18 protein-coding genes are annotated in these 20,831 nt (G+C 49.5%); 2 read left to right on the top strand and 16 right to left on the bottom strand.

What is annotated here, in order from left to right; genetic code table 11:
* Nucleotides 1-10: 10 nt before the first annotated feature.
* From D3M70_RS31180 to D3M70_RS31840, 4 genes are read right to left on the bottom strand one after another with little or no spacing between them, the layout of a single operon-like run.
* Entirely contained in the window at nt 11-3,136 is a 3,126-nt protein-coding gene (locus D3M70_RS31180) for a conjugal transfer protein TraG N-terminal domain-containing protein (protein WP_120130064.1), read from the bottom strand.
* On the bottom strand, nt 3,136-4,563 hold the full coding sequence (locus tag D3M70_RS31175) for a conjugal transfer protein TraH (protein WP_120130062.1): 1,428 nt from the start codon (nt 4,561-4,563) through the stop codon (nt 3,136-3,138). The genes D3M70_RS31180 and D3M70_RS31175 overlap by 1 nt, the downstream gene beginning before the upstream one ends.
* Nucleotides 4,547-5,578 carry a conjugal transfer protein TraF gene (gene traF, locus D3M70_RS31170; RefSeq protein ID WP_256660050.1) on the bottom strand — a complete coding sequence of 344 codons (1,032 nt, stop codon included), beginning with the start codon at nt 5,576-5,578 and terminating at the stop codon, nt 4,547-4,549. Before traF ends, D3M70_RS31175 begins: the two co-directional genes overlap by 17 nt.
* A gap of 7 nt (nt 5,579-5,585) precedes the next feature.
* Nucleotides 5,586-5,885, bottom strand: coding sequence for a hypothetical protein (locus D3M70_RS31840; RefSeq protein WP_133306556.1), 300 nt, complete (start codon nt 5,883-5,885; stop codon nt 5,586-5,588).
* A 237-nt stretch (nt 5,886-6,122) separates the two neighbouring features.
* On the opposite strand from D3M70_RS31840, the gene D3M70_RS31165 reads away from it, so the two are divergent.
* Entirely contained in the window at nt 6,123-8,051 is a 1,929-nt protein-coding gene (locus tag D3M70_RS31165) for a hypothetical protein (protein WP_120130059.1), read from the top strand.
* A gap of 309 nt (nt 8,052-8,360) precedes the next feature.
* Entirely contained in the window at nt 8,361-9,665 is a 1,305-nt protein-coding gene (locus tag D3M70_RS31160; protein ID WP_120130057.1) for a site-specific integrase, read from the top strand.
* Between the two features lie 84 nt (nt 9,666-9,749).
* Here D3M70_RS31160 and D3M70_RS31155 read toward each other — a convergent pair whose 3' ends face one another.
* From D3M70_RS31155 to D3M70_RS31835, 12 genes are all read right to left on the bottom strand, one after another.
* Nucleotides 9,750-10,478: a hypothetical protein gene (locus D3M70_RS31155; RefSeq protein ID WP_120130056.1), complete on the bottom strand. Its 729-nt coding sequence runs from the start codon at nt 10,476-10,478 to the stop codon at nt 9,750-9,752.
* Nucleotides 10,479-10,861: 383 nt separating this feature from the next.
* A complete protein-coding gene (locus D3M70_RS31150) occupies nt 10,862-12,001 on the bottom strand; it encodes a toprim domain-containing protein (RefSeq protein ID WP_177418501.1) in 1,140 nt (379 codons plus the stop codon).
* Nucleotides 12,002-12,133: 132 nt separating this feature from the next.
* A complete protein-coding gene (locus D3M70_RS31145; protein WP_120130053.1) occupies nt 12,134-12,922 on the bottom strand; it encodes a hypothetical protein in 789 nt (262 codons plus the stop codon).
* Between the two features lie 1,119 nt (nt 12,923-14,041).
* Entirely contained in the window at nt 14,042-14,419 is a 378-nt protein-coding gene (locus D3M70_RS31135; RefSeq protein WP_120130051.1) for a hypothetical protein, read from the bottom strand.
* Between the two features lie 104 nt (nt 14,420-14,523).
* Nucleotides 14,524-14,841 carry a hypothetical protein gene (locus D3M70_RS31130; RefSeq protein ID WP_120130050.1) on the bottom strand — a complete coding sequence of 106 codons (318 nt, stop codon included), beginning with the start codon at nt 14,839-14,841 and terminating at the stop codon, nt 14,524-14,526.
* A gap of 214 nt (nt 14,842-15,055) precedes the next feature.
* On the bottom strand, nt 15,056-15,199 hold the full coding sequence (locus D3M70_RS32170; protein WP_165869942.1) for a hypothetical protein: 144 nt from the start codon (nt 15,197-15,199) through the stop codon (nt 15,056-15,058).
* Nucleotides 15,200-15,427: 228 nt separating this feature from the next.
* Nucleotides 15,428-15,709 (bottom strand): hypothetical protein, encoded by a 282-nt coding sequence (locus D3M70_RS31125; protein WP_120130048.1) that lies wholly within the window; start codon nt 15,707-15,709, stop codon nt 15,428-15,430.
* Nucleotides 15,710-15,847: 138 nt separating this feature from the next.
* The gene (locus D3M70_RS31120; protein WP_120130046.1) at nt 15,848-16,150 is read right to left on the bottom strand and encodes a hypothetical protein; all 303 of its coding nucleotides are present in this window, start codon (nt 16,148-16,150) and stop codon (nt 15,848-15,850) included.
* A 464-nt stretch (nt 16,151-16,614) separates the two neighbouring features.
* On the bottom strand, nt 16,615-16,860 hold the full coding sequence (locus D3M70_RS31115) for a hypothetical protein (RefSeq protein WP_120130045.1): 246 nt from the start codon (nt 16,858-16,860) through the stop codon (nt 16,615-16,617).
* A 186-nt stretch (nt 16,861-17,046) separates the two neighbouring features.
* Nucleotides 17,047-17,928 carry a DNA adenine modification methylase gene (locus D3M70_RS31110; protein ID WP_120130043.1) on the bottom strand — a complete coding sequence of 294 codons (882 nt, stop codon included), beginning with the start codon at nt 17,926-17,928 and terminating at the stop codon, nt 17,047-17,049.
* Between the two features lie 733 nt (nt 17,929-18,661).
* Nucleotides 18,662-20,224 (bottom strand): DNA cytosine methyltransferase, encoded by a 1,563-nt coding sequence (locus D3M70_RS31105; protein ID WP_120130042.1) that lies wholly within the window; start codon nt 20,222-20,224, stop codon nt 18,662-18,664.
* A 173-nt stretch (nt 20,225-20,397) separates the two neighbouring features.
* Complete coding sequence (locus D3M70_RS31835; RefSeq protein ID WP_133306555.1) at nt 20,398-20,700, bottom strand: hypothetical protein; 303 nt, start codon at nt 20,698-20,700, stop codon at nt 20,398-20,400.
* Between the last annotated feature and the right edge of the window lie 131 nt (nt 20,701-20,831).

Raw genomic sequence — 20,831 nt, 5'->3', positions numbered from 1 at the left:
TGCGCGAAGCTTACCTTCGCAAAGCTTGTTGAGGATCGATACTGTCCGTTTGCTGGTGATTCAGGATGTCGGGCGTGTTATTGCCTACCGATCCATCTACAACTGGTGGTTGGTACGTTGATTGAGAACCGCGAGCAACGTTGATCTTCATGTTGTCGCCGATTGAATCACGCTGATTTAGCGTACGAATATCAGCGAGCTGGCCACCAGATCCGTCATCATGCACGCCGGCCTGAATCAGTTGCTGGTACATCCCATCACGAAGGTCATTGTCCATTCCTTGGGAAGCTGCGTACTGGTCCCAGCGCTCTTTCGAGTTGTCAGTGAGACCACCGACCCGAGCTGTCGCAAATACGTCAGCCTGGGCCTCATTGAGCCCCAAATGACGACCTTCGGCCTGGTAGTCCTCACGTGATCCCCTAAAGCCCAGTGTGCTAGCAACGCTGTTGGAAATAGCAGAGAGGGCGCCAAACGAGGACTCACCGCGGTCATTAACCTCTCTGGCAAGCCCACGAATGCGGTTTTCAGCGTTTTCAGCGGCAGGCCTGATTGCCGACTGAGCGTAAGCTTGGCCGTCGTTCTCCACCAGTGGACGAAGGCGCTGGAATTCCCCGCCAGGGTTTGCTCCATGCACAGCAGCGTCTTTGCGACCATCAAATCCACGATTGAACGAGCCGGTATTTACTGAGTGTCCAGCATGTTGAGTATCAGCCTGCAGATTCTGAGTCACTGGTCCTTTGAGGTTGGAGAAACGATCGTAGTTAACCTGTGGGCCATTGATTGCCTCAAAATCACCATGCTTGGCCAACGTCATCAGCGCAGCAGCTGCATCAGCACGACGAGGATCGAGCATTGTGTTGCTGAGCTGGCGCTGATGCTCCTGGAACTCTGAACCGTATTTGTTCATCGCATCAGAAACGACAGCGTCATCACGATTTTCGTTGACGAATTTTCCAGCCCAGGAATCAAGCTTGAAATTCTCGCTGTAGCCAGCGGACCGGACAAACGATTCTGCTTGCTGGAAAGCTTTTTGATCACTGACGGTCTGCTGAGCAGACTTAGATAGGCTTTCTTGATCGGATTGTGAAACGCCGGAACGCTCAGATTTGTCAAAATTTTCGGCCAGGTTATAGCCACTGGTCCTATTCAGCGAGTTTGCAATACGCTCACCGAGGACAGATTTGACAGCGTTGGAAGCGGACTCTGAACTGCTTGAGTTATCAGATCTGGTCGTCTGGCTTGTGTTCGAGGCGTCCGCTCCACCAGATACACCAACACCAGCGCTAGCTGGCCCGCCACCCGCCTTAACGCCGGCAGTAGCCGAAGCGCCACCGCGGAGCGCCACACTTGCGATGCCAGCATCAATCTGGCTGGATGAGAAACCCTGCTGCCTCAGCTGATCGTAGCCGGCCTGAAAACCGGCATCATTTGTCATACCAAACGAGCTCTGCAGTCCTCGGCCAACAGCAGCCTGCTCAGAAATGCTATGTGAACTATCAAGCTGCCGGCCGTAGGCGCTAGTAAGTTGTTTCGAGAAGCTTTCCGACGACGCCTCAGCGCGAGTACGGGTGCTGGAAAGCCCCTCACTCATGATCGAGCCAACAGAAATGTCACCCCGTTGATTTTCCGAGCCGTTTACACGAAGCCCTTTGTCGTAGTCGCTGGTAGCGAATGGAGTCGTCTGAAGAGCTGGAGCCGGAGAGATGATGTCAGGAGAGGCGATCTTCTCGTTAATTTGATCAGAACCGTTCATGCGTCCCGCAATACTCGAGGCTGCAATAGCGGTACCAGACACTAGGAACAAGCAGATCGCAGGTACGGACGATGCCATCAACCCGGCTACGCCCACTGCTTGCTCGAGGGCTGGAGCCATCTGCTTCAACATTTCAAACGAAACGGCAGATCCACCCGAATCGAATGAAGAGGTCCCAAGAAGGCCCTGCATGACAGACGAAGTCGAGGAAATCGTGTAGAGGTTGACAATGGACAGCGCTGGCATCCAGAGCATCATCCAAGCAAGAAGCATGATGTACTTGCCGATCAAGCTTATGCCGAACCCGCCCATCGTAATCAAAAAGGCCATCAGTGGCGTTATCGCGTAAATGAGCCCTTCAAAAAACGTCATGAATGGACGCACGTACTTAGTAAACATGGTGCCTTCAGCCGCCCACTGGGTGCTTTGTTGCGCCATTGCCTGGCTCATCATCACGGCGTAACTTCCCTGCAGATCCTCAACAGCTTTCTGGCCAGGCGCTTGCTGAAAAATTGGATAGAGGATCGACGCCATCGTAAACGAACGAGCATCCATAGAGGACAAGTTAAGGGCGTAGAGCGAATCACTGATGCGAGACGTCACATCGTCGCCACTGACGACCTTGCCAGGCCGCTGGAATGCAGCCGTTGCTACCTGATCCATAACATCGGAGGTGGCGGACGTCGTTGCAGATACCAGCGCAGTGTGGGCGTCTGAGCAATTGAGCGTTCGCCCGCCGACGGTACCATCATAGATCTGGGTGTAGTAAACACTACTGTTAAATCGCGCTGCCTGCATCGGATCGTTGCTACGCGCAATCGTTGCGTAGACGTTCATGTCCTCGCCCATGCCTGCGAGCGTACATTCGCGGAAATAATTCGACCAAGACGTGAGCAGGTTCTGATTGGCTGTGCCGCCGTTGGTGAAGGCTGGAATCGACATAAGGTTGCCGGTAACCGATCGAACCTTCATCAATGTTTCAATAGGGTCAGCAAACCCATAGCTAGTCATTGAAGGTGTGGAGAACGCCTGCTCAAAAAGATGGGTCATGTTATACCCAACGTTAGAAACAACAGATCCAACCACCAATGGTCCTAAAGGTACATTGTCAACTACCGTAACAGAGCCATCATAGACATCCTCGATGATGGCGCGGCCTGATGGACCGTACATCGCGAGATAAAGGATCAAACAAATCCCAACCTGGTGAAACGGAATCGATTGGTTTTTGAACACCGCCTGAAACCCAAGAAACAAGGTACCAATCAGAAATCCTATCTTCGCAAGAGATTCAATATCGCCGGTACCAGTAATCATCGCGACTGCGTTAAGGATCTCTTCCAGATAGGAGGAAGAACCAACGGAGTAAATTGTAAACTCCATTATTGAGCCCTCACCGGGTGATTGCCCATGGTAGTGATAAAGTTAGGTGGAGGAATGACCTGCATACGAACTGTCCAGTCCTTGTACATATCATTATCGTTACCATACTTGGCCTGCAGGGCGAGATGTTCGGCTGTGAGACGATCCCGAGCATCAACGATAAATTCTCGGCTCTTCTCACCCAACTGATCGACCATCTTGCCGCGCTGAAGTACTGCCTCAGCGGTGTTGATGTAAGATGAAGTAAGTGAGTATGCACCTTCAAGAGCGAGCATTTTCGCATGAGCAGATACAAAACCTTTAGCCATTGACTCGCTACGCTGTGCAATACGTTGAATCATCGCTGAGAATCCAGCTTTTTGAAGTGCACTTATCACTGAGACCTCGTCTGCAGTGAAAGAGCCAGTATTGCTGGCCCATTTATAGACGATCCCAGGCGAATTGGAATTGCCATTAAAGGCCTTAACTATTTTTTCGCCAAGGCCATCGAATGCTATATTCTGGCTTTTAAGTTCCATGCATGCAGCTTCGTCGGATGAACAGTCGTAAATCGACACTGTTTCATCTTTTTTGCCTTCGACGATGTCTTGAAGAGTGATACCGGTAGGTCCAAAGTACTGAGTTTCAGGAACCTTACCTTTACCATCCTCAGCATCAGTGAGAGCCTTAATCAACACTGTGCCAGTAAAGGACATAATGATTTCATCAGTCTGCCTAGATCCATAAGTAAAAAAGCTCTGTGCCCCGTACTGCTCCATGGCGCACCACAGCACGTTACCGATATCTTCGCAGGACTTGGCCAACCCAGAATCGCTTTGCTGCTCTTTGGGTGATTTAGAGGTAAGGCTGCCTGGCATGATCGATGAGAAAGCATCCCCGATACCCTGAGAGACGTTGATGTTCGCGGCTCGCATCGTATCCTTGGATACGAAAGAGCTGAACGCATCGGTGACCAGCCCTTGCGCTAATTGGCAAGAATTGGACATCAGGCTGTTAATGTCTTGCATAACCTCCTGGAGGTTTTGAATGACGTTGTGAACTGTCGGGCCCATTGCATTCAAAGCGAGTTTAAACGCATAACCGGAAGCTACACCGACAGCATTAGACGCAACAGAGCGTAAAGCCTGAACGAACTGCTGGGCGTTAATGAAAGAGAACGACCCAGCGAACATATCAATACCACCGCATCCAGCTTGAAAAGACGGTGGCTTGAAGTTGATTATAGGCGTCGTAGAAATTTTGTTGCGGACACGCAAAGACCCACCAGTAATCACACCACGGGTTGCTGTCTCATAAGCTCCTGCATCAGTTGTGTTAGACATCGAGTCAAACATCGAGTCAAGTTGCGACTGAATGTCAGCGTGCGCACCTAATGGTGCCAGGCTGAGAAGCCCAGCCAGCAAGAGAGTATTACTGTTCAGTCTCATTATGAGGCTCCCCATCGATAGCTTTGCGTGCCAATTTCTTTTTCATGGATTCAACAAACTTCTGCGGATCATTCAAGAGATCCTCATCAATACCGTCATTATCATCGAGAGACAACAACCCGTTATCAAAAAACGGCTGTGTGCTATCAAATGTTTTTTTATCGATAAGACCCGATTCTTTGGAAACGATTAAAATACGATTGAACAAGACATCTAAAGTAATGGCACCATAGCCTACGATTTCCGTCTTATTAGGTGGGATTGCCAGCGCAAGGGCTGGAGTCTGAAAAATCTCAAGTTTTTTGGATTGGCCATCATCAACCCGATAATCAGGAAACGCACCGTTATCAAGCGGCCTTCCATCAACCGACACGGGAATAATATTGATCCCGGTTGATGTGGTCAGAGACTGAAGGACATTTGCTTGCTCAGCGCACAGCACGCAGTTTGACTTAAAGAAGAAAAATAGACCTACCTTGCCACCAAGGCTTTTCAGAACTTTATCTTTATTTGAGGCTACTTCTCTATTCAATGCGTTTGCAGCATACGTAGCAACTGGACGACGACTGTCCTCGTCGAGGAACGGGTCTTTCATAATTACCCGCGAGGACATCTCAGAAAACTTAGATGCCTTGTCCATCATCACTCGCTGCAGGTAATAGTAGGCTTGGACATTCTCATCAGTCGGATTATCAATCGCTCTATCACGATAGATCGGTAGGTTTTTCTTGATCCATGCAACGCTAAAAACCGCTGGACCTTTCGGTGCTGCAGGCTCTTGTTTCTCGACTTCCTTTTCAGGAGCGGGCGGAGGAGGGGGAGGAGGGGGAAGCTCAATTTTATGAGGCTCATCTGGCTGCTCCTCGGCAGGGTCCTTGTACCAGAACCAGCCCTCAGATTTTCCTCTATAAAACTTTCCACTGCCGGCATCGGGCAGAGAAGATTCTTCCTGGGTTTCGCCAAGCGCTTGCTGAGCCAGCAAAAGGACAACAGCAGATGCGATTACAATTTTCAACCGCATATCAAGCCCCCCGGCCTAGGTAAGAGGCGACAGCATCAGTGCCATATACCCAGAAACGGCCACGCTTTTTCCGAGAAGGGCTGATTGCCTTGACCCATGCCAAATGCTGGTAGCGGGAATTGCCGATTTTCTTTCGGAAATAGGTTTCCGTGTAATCGAGTTCGCATGATACCTGGGCACTAGACATGAATTCACCGTACTGGTCATTCAGCCGGCGAAAGGTTTGTTCAGTTAAGGTTGCATTTTTGGCCACAACCGCAGCTGTGGACTGCTGTCCATGGTCAGACGTGAGTTGAAGCATCGCTACACCGAATTATTGATCTGATAGGGCCATGCTATTGACATCTCGTGGCTGGTAGCGGCGAATCGGGCCCCGGTGTGGGCTCAGAACGATGTCTGATTTAACGTCTACGTGACAAAGAAATTGCGGCCCATAGTCGAAGGAGGTGAATGCCTTCTCGATTGTGGCCAGCGTCATGGATCATCCCATGATCATCGGCTATATTAACGTCTACGTTACTAATTCAGACAGTTAGACATGGCCAGCAAAAAGATTATCGACCTAAAGGTGATACGAGAGGAGCATCGTCTCGATGGCGGAACCGATTTCCTTACGCGCCTGTTGATGTCAGACGGAAAGATTTTATGGGTCGCACTTCGCATCGGGGAACAGAATATTGCGGTGGTCCCCAAAAATGTTAACCATGACACTGCTAGGTTTAAGTCAACCTGCATAAGGTCCGCAGCACCGAATGTCAAAATGGTGCAAATTCCAAAGAAAAGAACCTTTCGAGCATCAATCAAGCTTCTGCTGGCGGATCTACGGTATGCATTCTCAGAAGATGATAGATTAATCTACCAAAGTTTTTATCTCTTGAATGAAGACGATAGACTTCGGCGAGAGAGAGAACAAAATCTGAGACGCACATGGCGCATTCATGAACTCATTACGCCAATAACCAACGACAAAAACGATCTGTCATTTTTAGTGAGACTGTCTTGTAACAAGACTAGTCACTATAGCGCAGGATATGATCAGTTCGTCCTAGAGGCAAAACTTCTTGGCGGCCAAATTTGCATATGTACTGTTGACGCGCATGGCGCTGGGGACTATGACTACGACAAGAAGACTATTCTAGGAATTAAAAATGCACTACTCTTCGGTAGACAATACGACTTACAAAGCGCTCTCGTCGATCTGAATAGGGGCTTGAGAAACGCCTTTGATGCGGAACTGATATTTAAGAAAAAACGAGAAAATTTACTCGGTGAGTATAAATATCAGCAGGGTGAGCGGGCAAACTCTGTTCGCCAAATTGGCAAAGATATCACGAGCTCAATATCTGTCGAATACTGCTACGAAAGCTTTAGATCTCTTGCATACATCATTCGTCATGACGAAAGCCGTACAGTGATGACTGTCAACAAGCACATGGCGTCCGACCGTACCGCAAAACTCATTGGAGTGCCGAACAACTATGCAGAGCTGATTTTCACAACGCCAATTGAAACTGCTAGAAGACTTTTGGGTTATGGAAAATCGTACAAGACTAAGGATGAAGCACGGAGACAGATCAGCGAATTAGCAGAAAAGGATTTCCGAAACCTTTTACTGAATAGCACCAACGCGAACTTTTCGATATGCGAGACAGCGATTCTAGATGGTGAGGAACTATGCATTTTCTATGCAGCCCTTCCAGGAGAGACTGGAAAGCTTCCCCCAGCATTTCCGAGGCCGATCTATAGAATCAGAAAATTAACACCAACAAAAAATACCGCGGGAATGGTGACTGGTATCACCTCAATATCACTACCAACGGGCAAGGACTGCACCTCAATACTACGATCCGACGAGCTCACCAGCTATCAGAACCTATTGAAGCTTACCGAGAACAATTTTTGCAATTATGATTCGGCAATAAGATACCTACAGAGCACTGATTATTTAAGCGACCCTGGTTACCCGTTTCTGAATGACGCTATGGATGCGTGGGAGCTTATTACTGAGTCAGCTATTAAAAGGACAATTGACGGCCTTGTATGCAATGTCCCAGGCACCTTGCTCCAGAAAATGTCCGATATGAAGTTCAGTAGAAATCTCGAAAAGGTAAGAAAGGGAGTCGAAGAGAGCATCTGGGGACAAGCCGACATTACTACTATGATGGAAAACTACAAAAGAGAGAATTTCCTGCCAGCAGAGCTGGTTATGTGCATTGACGAATATTGGAAGTCTCATCAACCTCCGGCAACTCAATTGCTGGAAGTGCACAGGTCAAAAAAAAGAGGTCGCCCAGCAAAGACGTGGAACAGTGACGAAGAGAAGGTATCTGCTCGGAAGGCAGCTAAAGCAGCTTGGGCTCGAGAAGCTCGAAGCTCAGGAAGGATTAAAGAGGACAAAGACAAGGTTGCGGCCAGACAGAAAGCATGGCGTGAGCGGCACAAACCCTCTGGAGCGGACAGCGAATAACTTTACTTTTCTTAGAAAGAAACGCCTGGTCAAGCCGGCGCGCAACATTGGTGCGCTCAACCCAATTACCCAACGTTTTCCACCGTTGAAAACCCCGACTCCAGTTTTCCAAAACCTGACAGGAAAATCAGCCTACAAGGACTACTAGCTCAATGCAATATCCGAAAATGTGAGTTTTGGGATATTGCACACAGTTCTATTCAGAAGGGGGTTGTAGCCGGTTTATAGTGGTTTTTCGTGTTGCATTATCCGAGAATCAGGTTCAGTCTATAAACCCTACCACACCCCATGGGCAAAAGGAATCTGACGATGGCCAAGAAGCCCTTTCCGCTCTTCGAACCTCACAGTCGGTTCGTGAAACTCGATTTCAACAATCTCAACGACGAACTCCCCATTGTCCTTGATTACCTCAGGTCGTTTCCCGAGCCACTCAAGGCCATTGAGAGCTACCAGGCAGTACGTCGATTCCTTAAGATGTACTCCAAGAACCCCACGACTTTCACGACCTACAGAACGCACATCGAGCGCTTGCTTCTGTGGTCTTTTCTCGTGGCCAAGAAATGCCTTGCAGATCTGACGCCGCTCGATGCACAGGAGTTTTTGGACTTTAGCGGCCAGCCGCCAGACTCTTGGATTGGCCCTGTCGTCAAATCACGATTCATTCGGCAAGGAGGTCGGAAAGCCAAGGCTTCCGACACATATGTCCTGAATGATGTCTGGAGGCCCTTCAATCACACCACTGATAAGCGCACTGCCAAGCTGGCAGAAGAGAAAAATCAAAGCGTCCCTGAAGCCCCATATGCGATGGCGTCAGATTCAGTCGTAATGGTCTTCGCGGTGTGCGGGAGCTTTTTTAAATTCGCAGCTGGGGATCGATTCACTGACAGGGTCAACCCGTTCCAGGCAATTGGGCAGAAATCTGAGTTCAAGAACATTACCCAAACGTCAGTTCGTTCTCGCTCCCTGACCGAAGAACAGTGGAATTTTGTACTCCAGACCGCCGAGGAAATGGCCGAGGCTGACCCTGTTGTTCACGAACGCACCCTCTTCATTCTCGCAACCATGTTCTCGATGTATCTCCGAGTCTCGGACATCGTAGGCCGGCGTAACTGGAAGCCGAAGATGAATTCTTTCTTCCGAGACAGCGATGGATTTTGGTGGTTCTCCGTAGTTGGCAAGGGCAATAAAGAGGCTGAGGTGAGCGTGAAACAGGAGTACATCGATGTGTACCTGCGCCGCTACCGAACCTTCTTGAACCTTCCAGGCCTCCCTTCCCGCGATGAATCAACTCCTCTTCTAGCTACCCTTCAAGGCCGTGCCGGATTATCCGACAGGCACATTCGGCTCCTGCTGCAGGAGGTGTTCGACAAGGCGGTAGAGCGGATGAAAGCGGCTAACATCGAAGAGGACAAAATCGATGAGCTTCGCTCTGCCTCGCTCCATACCCTGAGGCATACGTCAGCTACATTCGATTCGAAGGTCCGGAGTGATAAAGACCTACAGGCAGACCTACGTCACCAAAGCATGTCTACCACCCAAGATACCTACTTCAACAGTCTTAAAGCAGATAGGGCCAAATCCAACCAAGGCCTGAGCATCAAGAAGAAACGGTGACTATACCTCACTGAAGGTTCGTCGCACCTCGGTCCTCACCCTATCAGAGCACTAATGCGGGTCACGCGTAAAAGCATTGGTGCACTAAAACCCGTGACGTTGGTAAACAGTGAGGGCCACAAGCGCGTCATTCTGTTCAGTAGGACGTACTACGATTTGCCATCCAGCTGAATTATTCAGATAACGAGTACCCGCTTGAGACGATCCATATTTTCTCTCTTTGTGCCCGTTCGCTCTATCAGGAAGTAAAGACTCCCGATCGGCTTCCTTCACGATGCGACTCAGCCTGGCAAATACGTTTTCCCTTTTACACTCGCCTTTGGTTTCGGCTAAGTATTCCACGGCAGAATGGAATGTCATAAGGATACGTCCAAATACGGGGTTGTCGATCGCTGGTTGCGGCGGAGGCAACCCGTCCCATTTAAGACAAATGCCGGCATGCTCGTTTTGGAGCCAATCCTCCCCTTTTTCAACAGAGATATCCTCGAGGCCAAACAATTGAGTCCGCAAAGCGTAGGCGTATTGGTAAAGCTCCTCCTTCGAACTCGATACCAAAAGTAGCCGCTTTACTGCCCCTCTTGAGACCACAAGCTTAAGGTTACGTGAAGTACGATTTGACCCTGCTAACTCAAGATGTACAAGGCAGCACCAAACGCCATAAAGCTCGATAAAATCAAGTGTATTGGGGCCGAAATCACGTTCGACGTGAATTTCGATCGCGCGAAAAAATCGGTCGTCTCCGTTGAATTGCACCTGGTAAATTTTAGGATTGATCGTCCGCGAGGTGCTGATCTTTACTACTTTGAAGGTCATGAAGTGATCTCTGTGGCCGACCTGTAGAAAACCACAAAGGTCAGTAATAGCAAGCTGTTTCTGCCGTCCCCAGATTTATTTGGGCCAAAAAAAAGGCCAGCGTTAGCTGGCCTTTCTCATCACACAATCTGCAGAACTGATGCGGGACAACAGCTCTGCTGCCACAAAGGCGAATCGGCCTTCAAAGCGGATACCCCCTTCTTTGAAGCGCCGAGCTCTCTCGATCATTGCTTTTCGGGTTACTGGAACCCTGAATCGCCTGACCATGAGTAACCGATAATCAACCGAGCTCCCCGCGAATCCATGGGGCGGGGAAAATGGGCAGTCCTCACAAATTCCAGGATCAGTTCCCAGCACCTGTGTAGTAAGCGAACCGTGATAAATCACGCCACAGCCCTCTTGCCTTTCGGAAAGCCCATCCGACCGAGCTGAATCAAGACATCATTCCAGTCGACCGATTTTTCACCCTCAGCAATTGGCAACGGAGGCAGCAGGATTTGGGCTTGAATGCCTTTTTCCCAGAGACGCTTTTTGAGTTCCAAAGCGGCCTGCTCTCCCCGGCCGGATTTGTCTTTGTCAGCCCAAATCCGAACCAGCTTGGTTTGCGGCCCTGGCTCAAATGATTCAAGCAAAGTCGCATTCACCGTCGGAACCACAGTAATCACCAAGTCCATGCCGGTTTCAATCGCCCACGCCGTTTCGAGACCTTCACAAACGTCCTCAACCCACCCTACAGGTTGCTGAACGAAGATCCCTCCACCTGTTACAACCACATCTGATGGATAGGCGCACATTTTCTTGCAGCTCTCGACCGGAGCCTTCATACCTTTTTCGGTAAGAAAATACCTATGAAGCGTGATCGGGCGGCCCTGCTTACTTACCTTGGCAACAATGGCTGGGTAATCACCTTCGAACTGACCATCTTCGTTGTAGCTCGCCAAACTAGGATGAAACCGCACCGCACGCTCAGCACCTTGCTTGTCCCAGCAAAGGATCTTTCGACTCGCAAGGTACAACCTACCTGGCTCAGCTATTGGATGAGTCAGAGCAAACGTTTCAGACCAAATCTGATTGAGTCGACCACGCAAATAGACGTTTTCGGCTCGCTCTTTTTCCTCGAAGGCTCTTTTTCTTTCAGCCAGCTTAGCTTGGCTTTCTTTATTGATTCGCTCTTGGGCATTTTCATCGTCGGTCGTCCTGATGTTGCACTCGGCACCGACCATAGCAACCGCATCCGCGAAGTTGATACCTTTGAGCCACATCAACAGTGCAAAGCCATCCGCGAAAATCCCACAAGTATTGCAAACTGCCCCGCCTGAATCCCGGAAGGGTACCTTCTTGTTCAAGAAACGGAATCCATCGCCGCTGCGCGTCGATTTTCCATGAACTGGGCACGCGACATGTTTGCCAGGTTTATCAAAAGCTTTGGTTGAGATTTCGGGGCACAGATTGCGGAGAACCTGATCCCATCCATTCAACAACGCAGCTTTTCGAACCACATCAGCCTTTAAATTTCTCATCATGTACCTCCAGAAAGACCCAACTCAGGACTTCCGAAAGCCACCGACACGGGAGCTTTGGGAAGCCCCGAAGCCGGGGGGGTAAAGGAGGTACTCACCCCTTGGGGGATAAGTCCCCCAAGGGTTAGAAATGCGTTATGCGACTCGCCGTAGACGTGGTTGCATGAGTTTGAAATATGTCTCCCGTGCTTCAGCGATAGCTTCTGTCACGAGTGATTTGCTGTACGAACACAATCCAACAATGGACGTGCTCCGAGTAAACCCGCCGAATTGGCAATTAGCCAAGGTCGAGATGTCTTCACCGTTTTCGTCGACCATAACGACCTTGACCGCAATCCCAAGCGCCTCGATCTTCCCTTCACGAATGTCTTGAATGCTCTTGTCAAGATCATCAAACGTCTCAGCATCTTCAAGCACGTCATAATCCTCGTCTGAGTACTTCCATACCTCAACGCGGAAAAGACGGGTAGTAAAGCTCCTGAGCAAGGATCTTTCTGAGGGGTATGCCTCCAGGATCTCATAACCCAAGCGAGCTAACTCAATGCCGGTATCAACAATGTCTACTTCCAACTTTTTTAAAAGGGAGTGAAAGGCGACACGTTGGGCTGCTCCGCCGAACACGTCAGCATCAGTCAGTTCAACACCTGCTGAATCGTAGTTGAGCGTAGTCGAACGCTCGTGCACGTAGCGACAAGCTGAACTTCTGGTTATCTCTAGCCGTGAATCAAGCTTGAGTGAATCCCAAATGCTTCTTGCGTACTGTGGAGTGAGACGTTTAGCCAATGCGGCAACATCAAGATGCCCAACGAAGCTAGCACCGTCACCCTGGCAATAGCCTAGCGAAAAGCTGATGTTGTCACTGGGGTAACCCTTCGCTTCGAGGCAATGGGCCAATGCAATACGGATAGAATTGTTCATAGACATTATGGTTGCTCCAGGTATGGGAGCGCCCACCCCCCAAAGGGGCTGGAGGCCCCGAAAGGGTAAGGTTTAACTAACAGAGACGAGACAGGAAATTGCTCCACAGCACATGGCCGTGAGAAACAACGATTCCGTCATGGACCAAAACACGCCGGCGACCTACGAAGCCGCGGTCAATAGCATATGCAGTCTTATCACACGCATCGGGGTAACGCGTCAGCAGTCGGGAGGTAGCAGGCAACTGGCGCAGAGCTAATGCCCTTCTGATCACCCTATGTCTTCCCCCGCAACGAACAACAGCTTCAGCTTCAACCCCTCGGGTGAGGGCCTCCGCTTCCCCAGTTGTAAGGTTCATCGTTTCTCGTAATAGCTGAATAAGGAGTGGGAAGGTTTTCACTTTCGACCTCCTTTCACCTTACTAGGAATGCCACAGAGGCCACCCATGATTTCTACGAATCGAGCATCACTCAAAGCATCAAAATGATGTCCAACACGATTGGGAACTGGAACGACATGCTTCAGTGGCTTCTTATGTTGTGTGCTCACGCGACACCCCCGCCAAAGCAAACGAAACGACATTCATTGATACCTCCAATTAAGCAGAGGGTACCTCACCTGGCAGGAGAGGCCCCACCAGGATAGACAAATGCTGGACTTAACCAGCTCACACATAGGATGCACCACAAGGCGCCATGCAGAATTCACTTTCGACAATAAAGGTACCGGAAATGGACTCTGCACTTGGACCAACGCTCACGCAGAAAGCGTTTGCCCAGATCGTTCTCACATGATGTTAAAAACGAAGTCGACGATGATAATGATCAGATCAAACATGAGAAACCTCAGATTCAAATGCACGATCCACCCAACAAGGGGAAGGACCCGGCGGGGTTAGAACGCCCTAATGGACGTATGGTGCTGTAAAAGGCCGCACAGCTCACGGCATCTTCAGCCGCACAAGCGACGGAAAGAATCTTGCTTTGGAAAACGATGCTTTCCAAAAAAACCTTCGGGAAATGATTTTTTGAGGTTTAGGGCGGTGGGGTGCTGAATCAGCTTTTGGAAATATAGCATTGGGCGCTACGCCAGAAAAGCGGGGGTTCTATCCCCCGCTCCACTCTTTTAGGCTGTTCTACGAACATCAACCATTTCGGCCTTCATCGCTCGAAGCAGCTGAAGATTGTAATGCCTGAGTTCATACGCCGGCATAGTACTGCAAGCCGAGGAGATTTCGTGGACCAACTCGATGTGCTCTCGCAGATCGGAAGCTGTTGCAATCCCCCGCTCTCCGAGGCCAGCATCAATTTCAATTTGTGAGATCGAAGCAACCGTCGCAAGGTAGTGAGGTCGATCCCTACGATCCAATAGCAAGGAGTCTGGAAACCCCTCTTCGACACCTTCAGGAAACAAAAGACGCTTACGTTGCTCTATCAGACCTCGATAGTGAGAATAGCGCAATTGAGCGTCATTGGTTAAACGGTGGATTGGTTCATTAAACATGTTTGGAGCCTCCAGCAGTTAAGCGCCGGGCCCCACCCTGCCGGGAGGAGCCCGACGAGGGTTAGCTGCATCTGCAGCAGAATAAACGCTCTATAGCAAAGGAGTTACCAGGTAGCCTCGACGGCCTCAAGCATCAACTGTAATCGTTGGAGCGGAAGGGTTAGTAGCCAATTCCTGGTTTCGGAAGTATACAAAACCAAAAGATTTACTAAACGACAGTGCTCTTCAAGTTCGTCGATCGAGGAAACCTTGCGGAGTCGCATACGACATTGAGAGCTGGCCAGCGTAGCCCGTTCGAAATCTGAGAGAACTTGATAAGCTTCACAGATGATCCCAGAAGCGTTCATACGAGCTAAACGAGTTGGTAATGCTGTCGCAACTGAGGATAACCCTGCTGCGATGAGATCTTCATAAATCGACATGGAACCTCCAGTTTGAAGGTTCAGATCCCATGGGGGGGGTTGAACCCCCGGTGGGCGTTGGCATGAGCCTGAATGCTGCCTAGCGTGGCAGCTAACATTCAACCTGAAGCTGCAGCGCTTCCAAGTAGAACTTACCGTCGACAGAAGACGCTAAGCATCCTTTGTAGACAAAACACGAAAAATGATGCCCCTCAACGAGGGGCACCTGAGTCGATCATCGGTTTTTTTGAGCTTGTTGCTGGACAGCCTTAACCGCACCAGCAAGCGGTGCAAAATAGATTGCTGGTGCGGCCTTCGCTGCTACAGCAAATTCATTTGCAAAACCACGAACAAAGTTTTGAAAGCGTTTCCGGACCATGATTAGCTCCTCGCATCACCATGGAACCAGCATACGCTCACTTTCAATTTCGGACAACGTACTCAAGCCCTTTTGTGAGCAACCGCTCGCGAGCCATTACGAGAACGAAGTTTTTGCCACTGGCTGACAACACCTTGGACGGCACCGCGAACCGGAGCAAAGTATATCGCAGGGGCCTCATGAGCAGCTTTGGTAAACTCATCAATTGTTCCTGCTATCCAGCTAGCATTACTCTCCATCTTTCATCTCCTTCACTGCATTCAATGCCGTGAAAAGCAAGTGACAAATAAAAAGAGCACAGTCAACGACCAAGATGCATTTTTCCAGACCAGACAAAACGTCAACCGTAAACGAGTCAACATGCAGATCTTTCAGTTGATGCACCAGGTAACCTAGGCCAACAGCCGGGGTTGCTACGATGACAAAAATGCCACTCCCGATAATTGAATGTGCCGCAAAATGTGCCAAAGGCGCATACCACGGCTTATGGGGAGAAGTTTTTTTCTCCATGGGTACCTCCAGAGTTGAGCAGGAGGCCCACCCTGACGGGGTGAACCATCCTGCAGTTGCTATAGTAACTTTTATTGAATCACCAACTACGAACGCCCACCTCGCCCTTTAGAAGAGCATGGACGCAAATAGTTTATTTTACTCACGCGTGTACTCGATCATAAGAATCGAGGCCAGGGGCAAGAGAAATTCGCCATTCTTCAGTTCGGGGGTCCGAACAATCAGAATTGATTCACCCATAGCATGGGCCCGGTAGCAAAAAATAGAACGACCGTTTACCAGCGTAATGCGAAAGGTTCCAACAATACGTTTAGTAGAGTCGAACTCATCACGCGGCTTCGTTCCAGTTTTGAAACTGTGGATCTCATTATCTGTCATGTTACTCAGATGCACAGAATTAAGAAGATTTTGAAGCTCAACCGCAGGATTTTGTTCAGACATAAAGCCTCCTAAATAGGTTCTATGCCCGCCAAGGGTCATAGAGACCCAAGGGGTTAAAGGATGCTGGCAGAAAGGCCAGCTGCTTTCGACTAGGTCAACATAGACCAAGTAGAAATTGCTATGGAAATGCCATATTTCCGCAGCAATTTCGAATCTGCACTCCAAGGCATGTGCCTTGGAGTGAGATTGAACTGGCGCGATGGCCAGACCGCAGTGGCACAGTATTACCTGGACAACTGCAATTTAGCAGGAAAGCTTAGGGGTCGAGTCTTGAGGCATAATTCATGAGATCCATGGTTGTGCTCTTCAACGATACCCATAATGCAACAGCAGGTGCCCAGTACCCGACGATCGACTGCTTGACGCCACGCTTGAAGCCGCGGATGAAGTGTTTCATCACGATTCCCTCTATACTTCCTGATTAATAGGCGAGCCAGGTCGCCTCTATATTATGAGGCTTTGGATCAAATCTGTTTGCATGCCTTCCAGGTGGAAAAAATCAACCACCACACGACGAACACACAATCGCCTATCATAATTAACATCTCGATAGTCTCTAGATAAGGGACGAGATGTTTACCTGCATCCAAAGTCCCAACCCAATGGGTAACGAGCGACAGGAACAGGCTAGCCAAGGCAAGCATAAGGAAGAATGCGATACCCATCAGAACATGAGCGAGATACTCACCCAACATTTCTAGTTTTTTCATTTTCTAACTCCGGTTTGAGACGGAGTTAGCAACCCAAACGGGATGCCAGACCCCGTCGGTTGGTTAAATGCTGATTGAACAGCTTTTCGAGATAGATCAACATTGATCTAACTGAAACCGCTTGAGCAATTATGCTCTTGCTGAAGCGGTCTCTACATCACTCCAGAAATCTGGAGTGATGCGTATTTAGGCTGCGAGACGATATGTACCTGGTGCAACGCGCTCAAAAAATCGAGCATCCTGACATACCTGACGAATCTTTGCCTCCCAGTGATGATTTGCCCGCGTATGAGCATAAGGCGCAATCATCTCGTTAATTTCACCAAGGTGCATTACCTTGCCGCCTTGCAAAATCCGTCGGACTGCTGCTCGCCAAGTAGTTCCTACCATCGCTGCAGCACGCTTGTCGACTTTAGATAAAAACAACAAGGAGCTTTGATCTTTTTTGAAGATTAAAAGTTTTTCGTGACTGATCCTGACTATATTGCCATACGACCGCTGGTCCGAAGAACAGTTGTGCTGGGTCTTAATAATTTCATCAATTAGTTTTCCAGGTGCGACCCTCTCAACTAATGAGGATAGGTTGTAGTACTCACCTTTGCGCCTGAGGTTGCCCATCAGAATTGCATAGGTACCACCACGCTCCATTGCGTCATGTATGTTCATAACGGCCAGCTCTAAGGCTTCCACAAAATCGTTCATGGCCATCCGGCTCATGTCCCACTTGTTTGGCTCGCCCCACATGTTCCCGCTGTACGTGATCATGTCAAGGTAGGCTGGATGCCAGAAACAGCTATGAGCTTCTTCACCAAGATGCTGTCCGACGTCGTCAAGCAGAAGGTTGAAGCCTTGATGTAGATCCATACCTTTGAACCGCAATCCAAGTTCATTGGCTACGTCAACCGACGTACCACCGCCAATACTGGGATCAAACGCCAAACCATTTTTCCTGCGATGGTATGTCTCGAAGTAACCTCGAATTACGTGACCACTGCAGTTACCACGGTATTTATTTGAACCCCAAGGGCCGCGGTCTGGAAAGCTAATGACGCTCGATTGAAATTTCATGCTGTGCACTCCGTGATAGGGGGGAGCACGACCCCACATAGGGGATAGAGCTCCCCGATGGGTAAAAGAATCTTTTGACGCAAAATGAGAACCCGGATGGAAAAGGCATCCAGTGGGTAGTAAGTTGGAGAATCTAGTGCTGAACGACCTTCAGCTTGGCTACTTTCGCCCGATAAGTCGGGGTTTAGTGTCAATCGCTTTCGCAAGGAGAACTTGGGAAAGAGATCGATTGGAGATAGGCAGGATGGGAATTAAATTTGCTGTCCTACAGCTCGTCGATGTATCGCGCTGATAATATACGCTAAACGGAGGTTCGATGATAGAGCACCGCTCACCATGACTGGCGAGCGGTTATATCAGGCCGCCAAATAGCGTTTAGGCGAGAATACCCTTGCGTGACCGCGTTCATAGTATTCGAGAAGATCCTCGAACCGTTCGTCGCGTTCCGTCGCTACACGAAAAGAATGAGGACCATGGGTAGGCGTATCGCGAACGATCTCAATTACTTTTGAATCATCAAGCTCCCAAAGGAAGATTGTGCAGCTAGCGGTTTTTGCTGTTCCGCTCCGGGTTATTTTCCGACTGCCCATTATTCGAGCCGCCCAAAGAATTGGATTCACGCATGTCACCTCATTTTTTGAAGGACACGCACCCCTAACGGGATGAATGCCCGTCAGGGTTAGCTATGGGTCGAAGACCATTGATGCACCAGAAAGGCATCCGGTACGCCTGGTTAGCAAAATTCAAGTGCTACTTGAATCTGCTTTTGGGGAACAGAGGGTTGAGGCTCTAGCTCTTCGACAGGTTCTTCATGAGCGAGGAGCTCGTCCCAGTCGGTAAGCCCGAGTTCATCCCAATCGGTTTCATCATCACCTCCATTAACAGCTATCGCTCCATCAACGACCAGTCTGGCTTCAACTAGCCGATCCTGCTGATGAGTAATTGCCATTCCGATGCTACGTCCTACAGCTTCGAAAACTGGCCCAATGACGCCCTGGCCCAGGATCTCGTGCGCTTTTGTATCCGCCACACCATCAACAATTGACGCTGGCACCCCCTTCAACCTTGCGTGCTCTACTGGCGTAAAGAGCCGTGAGAGCTTCGGATCTGTTGGATGCTGCAAGTGAGGATCTGTCGAACGCACGCGCTGGTAACCGCGGGTCATAGTCCCGACGGAGGTAGCGTTGTAACTAATCAACTGCCGTCGAAAATTCTTTCCCTGCTCCTTGTCCCGCTTCTCTTTGATTGCCAGGTATTCGTACTCATTCCAACGGTCTGAATCGAGAGGAATATCCTCGAGGATGTCGGCAACCTTAAGGTTCGTTTTCCCTGTTGGAGCAGGAAATGAGAACTCTACATCTAGACGTTTGCTTATGGCGACGAACACCATCCGCTCACGTGCTTCCAAAACACCAAAATCAGTGCCAAGGAGAACCTTTTCATGCATGTCGTATCCCCGAGACTTCAGGAGGCTACGAATCACAGCCATACCAGCCGACTGCGCGTAATCCGCGACATTTTCGATTAATATGACCGCAGGATTTGAGGCCTTTGCAAAATCAAGAAAATCATTGAAGAGCGTTCCAGCAGTATCGTGCTCCTCAGCATGTTTCAACTTGTTTTTCGCCTTGCCTGCGCGGGAACTTCCTGTACATGGAATTCCGGCCCAAAGTAGATCCAGCTGAGGCATAGCGTTAGACAGGTCTAAGTCACGAATGTCAGAGTTCACCACCAATGACTCACTGGTCCAAAGCTCTGGATTGTTCCTCAACGAGGCGTCGAGATAGTCACCGTTAACTTCGACACCAACCTGAATGAATGCAGCTACTCCAGCAGCAAGCAATCCTGAGTGGATTGCCTTATCCATTACACCTGCCCCATGGAACAAAGTTCCACAAGCCAACTTTTCTTTATTCGCTATCTTTTGTTTGAGTCGCTCTACCCTCTCACGAATTTTCATCTCAACGTGCAGAGCTGTAATAGCAAGTCTACCGTTGCGAATAGCTACACGAACCTTTTCGCAACCATCGTAAAATGATTTCAGTAGATCTGTTCGAATCTCCAACAGAGGGGTAATCAAACCGTTACGTTCACGCTTGGATACAGTCACAACGCCTTCGCCAACAGCCGAAGGTTCAGCTGGGACCAATTCGATGCGCTTCTGCGATTCGTCGGCACGGACAACATATTTAGCGCCGATATTTACTCCGGCATGTAAAAGCTTCTGTCCTTCCATCCACACGCGGGCCACACCGCTACGGGTTTCGCCAATAGTAACGTTAAGAATTGTCGTCATGGTGCTTCTCCGGTTTAAAGGAGCACCACCCCTTTGGGGGTGATTGCCCCCTAGGGTAAGAAAAGCCGGCCTTAGCCAGCAGTTTTGGCCAATCACTCAAAGGAGCAATTGGTAATGTTTATTGCCAGCGATTGCTGGCAGCGAACGTGATTGCAGTTGTATCACTGGGGGTTTTAATCGTCGGGCCGTAGGGCTCCATGGTATTCCGGGCTTGTTGGACAACAGTTCAAAAGCTCAACCAACGCGTCTACATCATCTTCGCAAAGCGAAGTGATTTCGTCGTTGTTGGTAGCGAGATCTTGGAACTCGTCAGAACGTCGCGCCGGCTCACACATACCGTTGCTCTGCCAGAATCGGAGTGCCGCAATAAGCGTGTGGCGCACCTCTTCATCAGGAACGATAAGTAAGTTTTTGGTTGAATTACTCGGAGTGCTTGCTTCATCGGAGATTACTGGTGAGACGAATGTAGTCGACATGGGTTGCTCCAGAAATTTGCAAAGCCATGCCCCAGGTGGGCGGAGGCCCCACAGGGTTGAGAGTGCTGGCAAGCCAGCTTCAGTTTGGTAATCCGCACGGACACCAAAAGAATCTTTTCACCAAGGTTGAT

The organism is Pseudomonas sp. LS-2, from assembly GCF_003605735.1.
Classification (GTDB): Bacteria; Pseudomonadota; Gammaproteobacteria; order Pseudomonadales; family Pseudomonadaceae; genus Aquipseudomonas.
This window is presented reverse-complemented; position numbering and strand designations above follow the sequence as displayed.

What these genes read in the sequence shown, in the direction of transcription:
- D3M70_RS31135 (WP_120130051.1), bottom strand. Translation starts at nt 14,419, where the DNA reads ATGTTTAATGAACCAATCCACCGTTTAACCAATGACGCTCAATTGCGC.
- D3M70_RS31155 (WP_120130056.1), bottom strand. Translation starts at nt 10,478, where the DNA reads ATGACCTTCAAAGTAGTAAAGATCAGCACCTCGCGGACGATCAATCCT.
- D3M70_RS31125 (WP_120130048.1), bottom strand. Translation starts at nt 15,709, where the DNA reads ATGGAGAAAAAAACTTCTCCCCATAAGCCGTGGTATGCGCCTTTGGCA.
- D3M70_RS31175 (WP_120130062.1), bottom strand. Translation starts at nt 4,563, where the DNA reads ATGAGACTGAACAGTAATACTCTCTTGCTGGCTGGGCTTCTCAGCCTG.
- D3M70_RS31115 (WP_120130045.1), bottom strand. Translation starts at nt 16,860, where the DNA reads ATGAAAAAACTAGAAATGTTGGGTGAGTATCTCGCTCATGTTCTGATG.
- D3M70_RS31110 (WP_120130043.1), bottom strand. Translation starts at nt 17,928, where the DNA reads ATGAAATTTCAATCGAGCGTCATTAGCTTTCCAGACCGCGGCCCTTGG.
- D3M70_RS31145 (WP_120130053.1), bottom strand. Translation starts at nt 12,922, where the DNA reads ATGTCTATGAACAATTCTATCCGTATTGCATTGGCCCATTGCCTCGAA.
- D3M70_RS31835 (WP_133306555.1), bottom strand. Translation starts at nt 20,700, where the DNA reads ATGTCGACTACATTCGTCTCACCAGTAATCTCCGATGAAGCAAGCACT.
- D3M70_RS31160 (WP_120130057.1), top strand. Translation starts at nt 8,361, where the DNA reads ATGGCCAAGAAGCCCTTTCCGCTCTTCGAACCTCACAGTCGGTTCGTG.
- D3M70_RS31105 (WP_120130042.1), bottom strand. Translation starts at nt 20,224, where the DNA reads ATGACGACAATTCTTAACGTTACTATTGGCGAAACCCGTAGCGGTGTG.
- D3M70_RS31130 (WP_120130050.1), bottom strand. Translation starts at nt 14,841, where the DNA reads ATGTCGATTTATGAAGATCTCATCGCAGCAGGGTTATCCTCAGTTGCG.
- D3M70_RS31150 (WP_177418501.1), bottom strand. Translation starts at nt 12,001, where the DNA reads ATGATGAGAAATTTAAAGGCTGATGTGGTTCGAAAAGCTGCGTTGTTG.
- D3M70_RS31165 (WP_120130059.1), top strand. Translation starts at nt 6,123, where the DNA reads ATGGCCAGCAAAAAGATTATCGACCTAAAGGTGATACGAGAGGAGCAT.
- D3M70_RS31840 (WP_133306556.1), bottom strand. Translation starts at nt 5,885, where the DNA reads ATGCTTCAACTCACGTCTGACCATGGACAGCAGTCCACAGCTGCGGTT.
- D3M70_RS31180 (WP_120130064.1), bottom strand. Translation starts at nt 3,136, where the DNA reads ATGGAGTTTACAATTTACTCCGTTGGTTCTTCCTCCTATCTGGAAGAG.
- D3M70_RS31120 (WP_120130046.1), bottom strand. Translation starts at nt 16,150, where the DNA reads ATGTCTGAACAAAATCCTGCGGTTGAGCTTCAAAATCTTCTTAATTCT.
- D3M70_RS32170 (WP_165869942.1), bottom strand. Translation starts at nt 15,199, where the DNA reads ATGGTCCGGAAACGCTTTCAAAACTTTGTTCGTGGTTTTGCAAATGAA.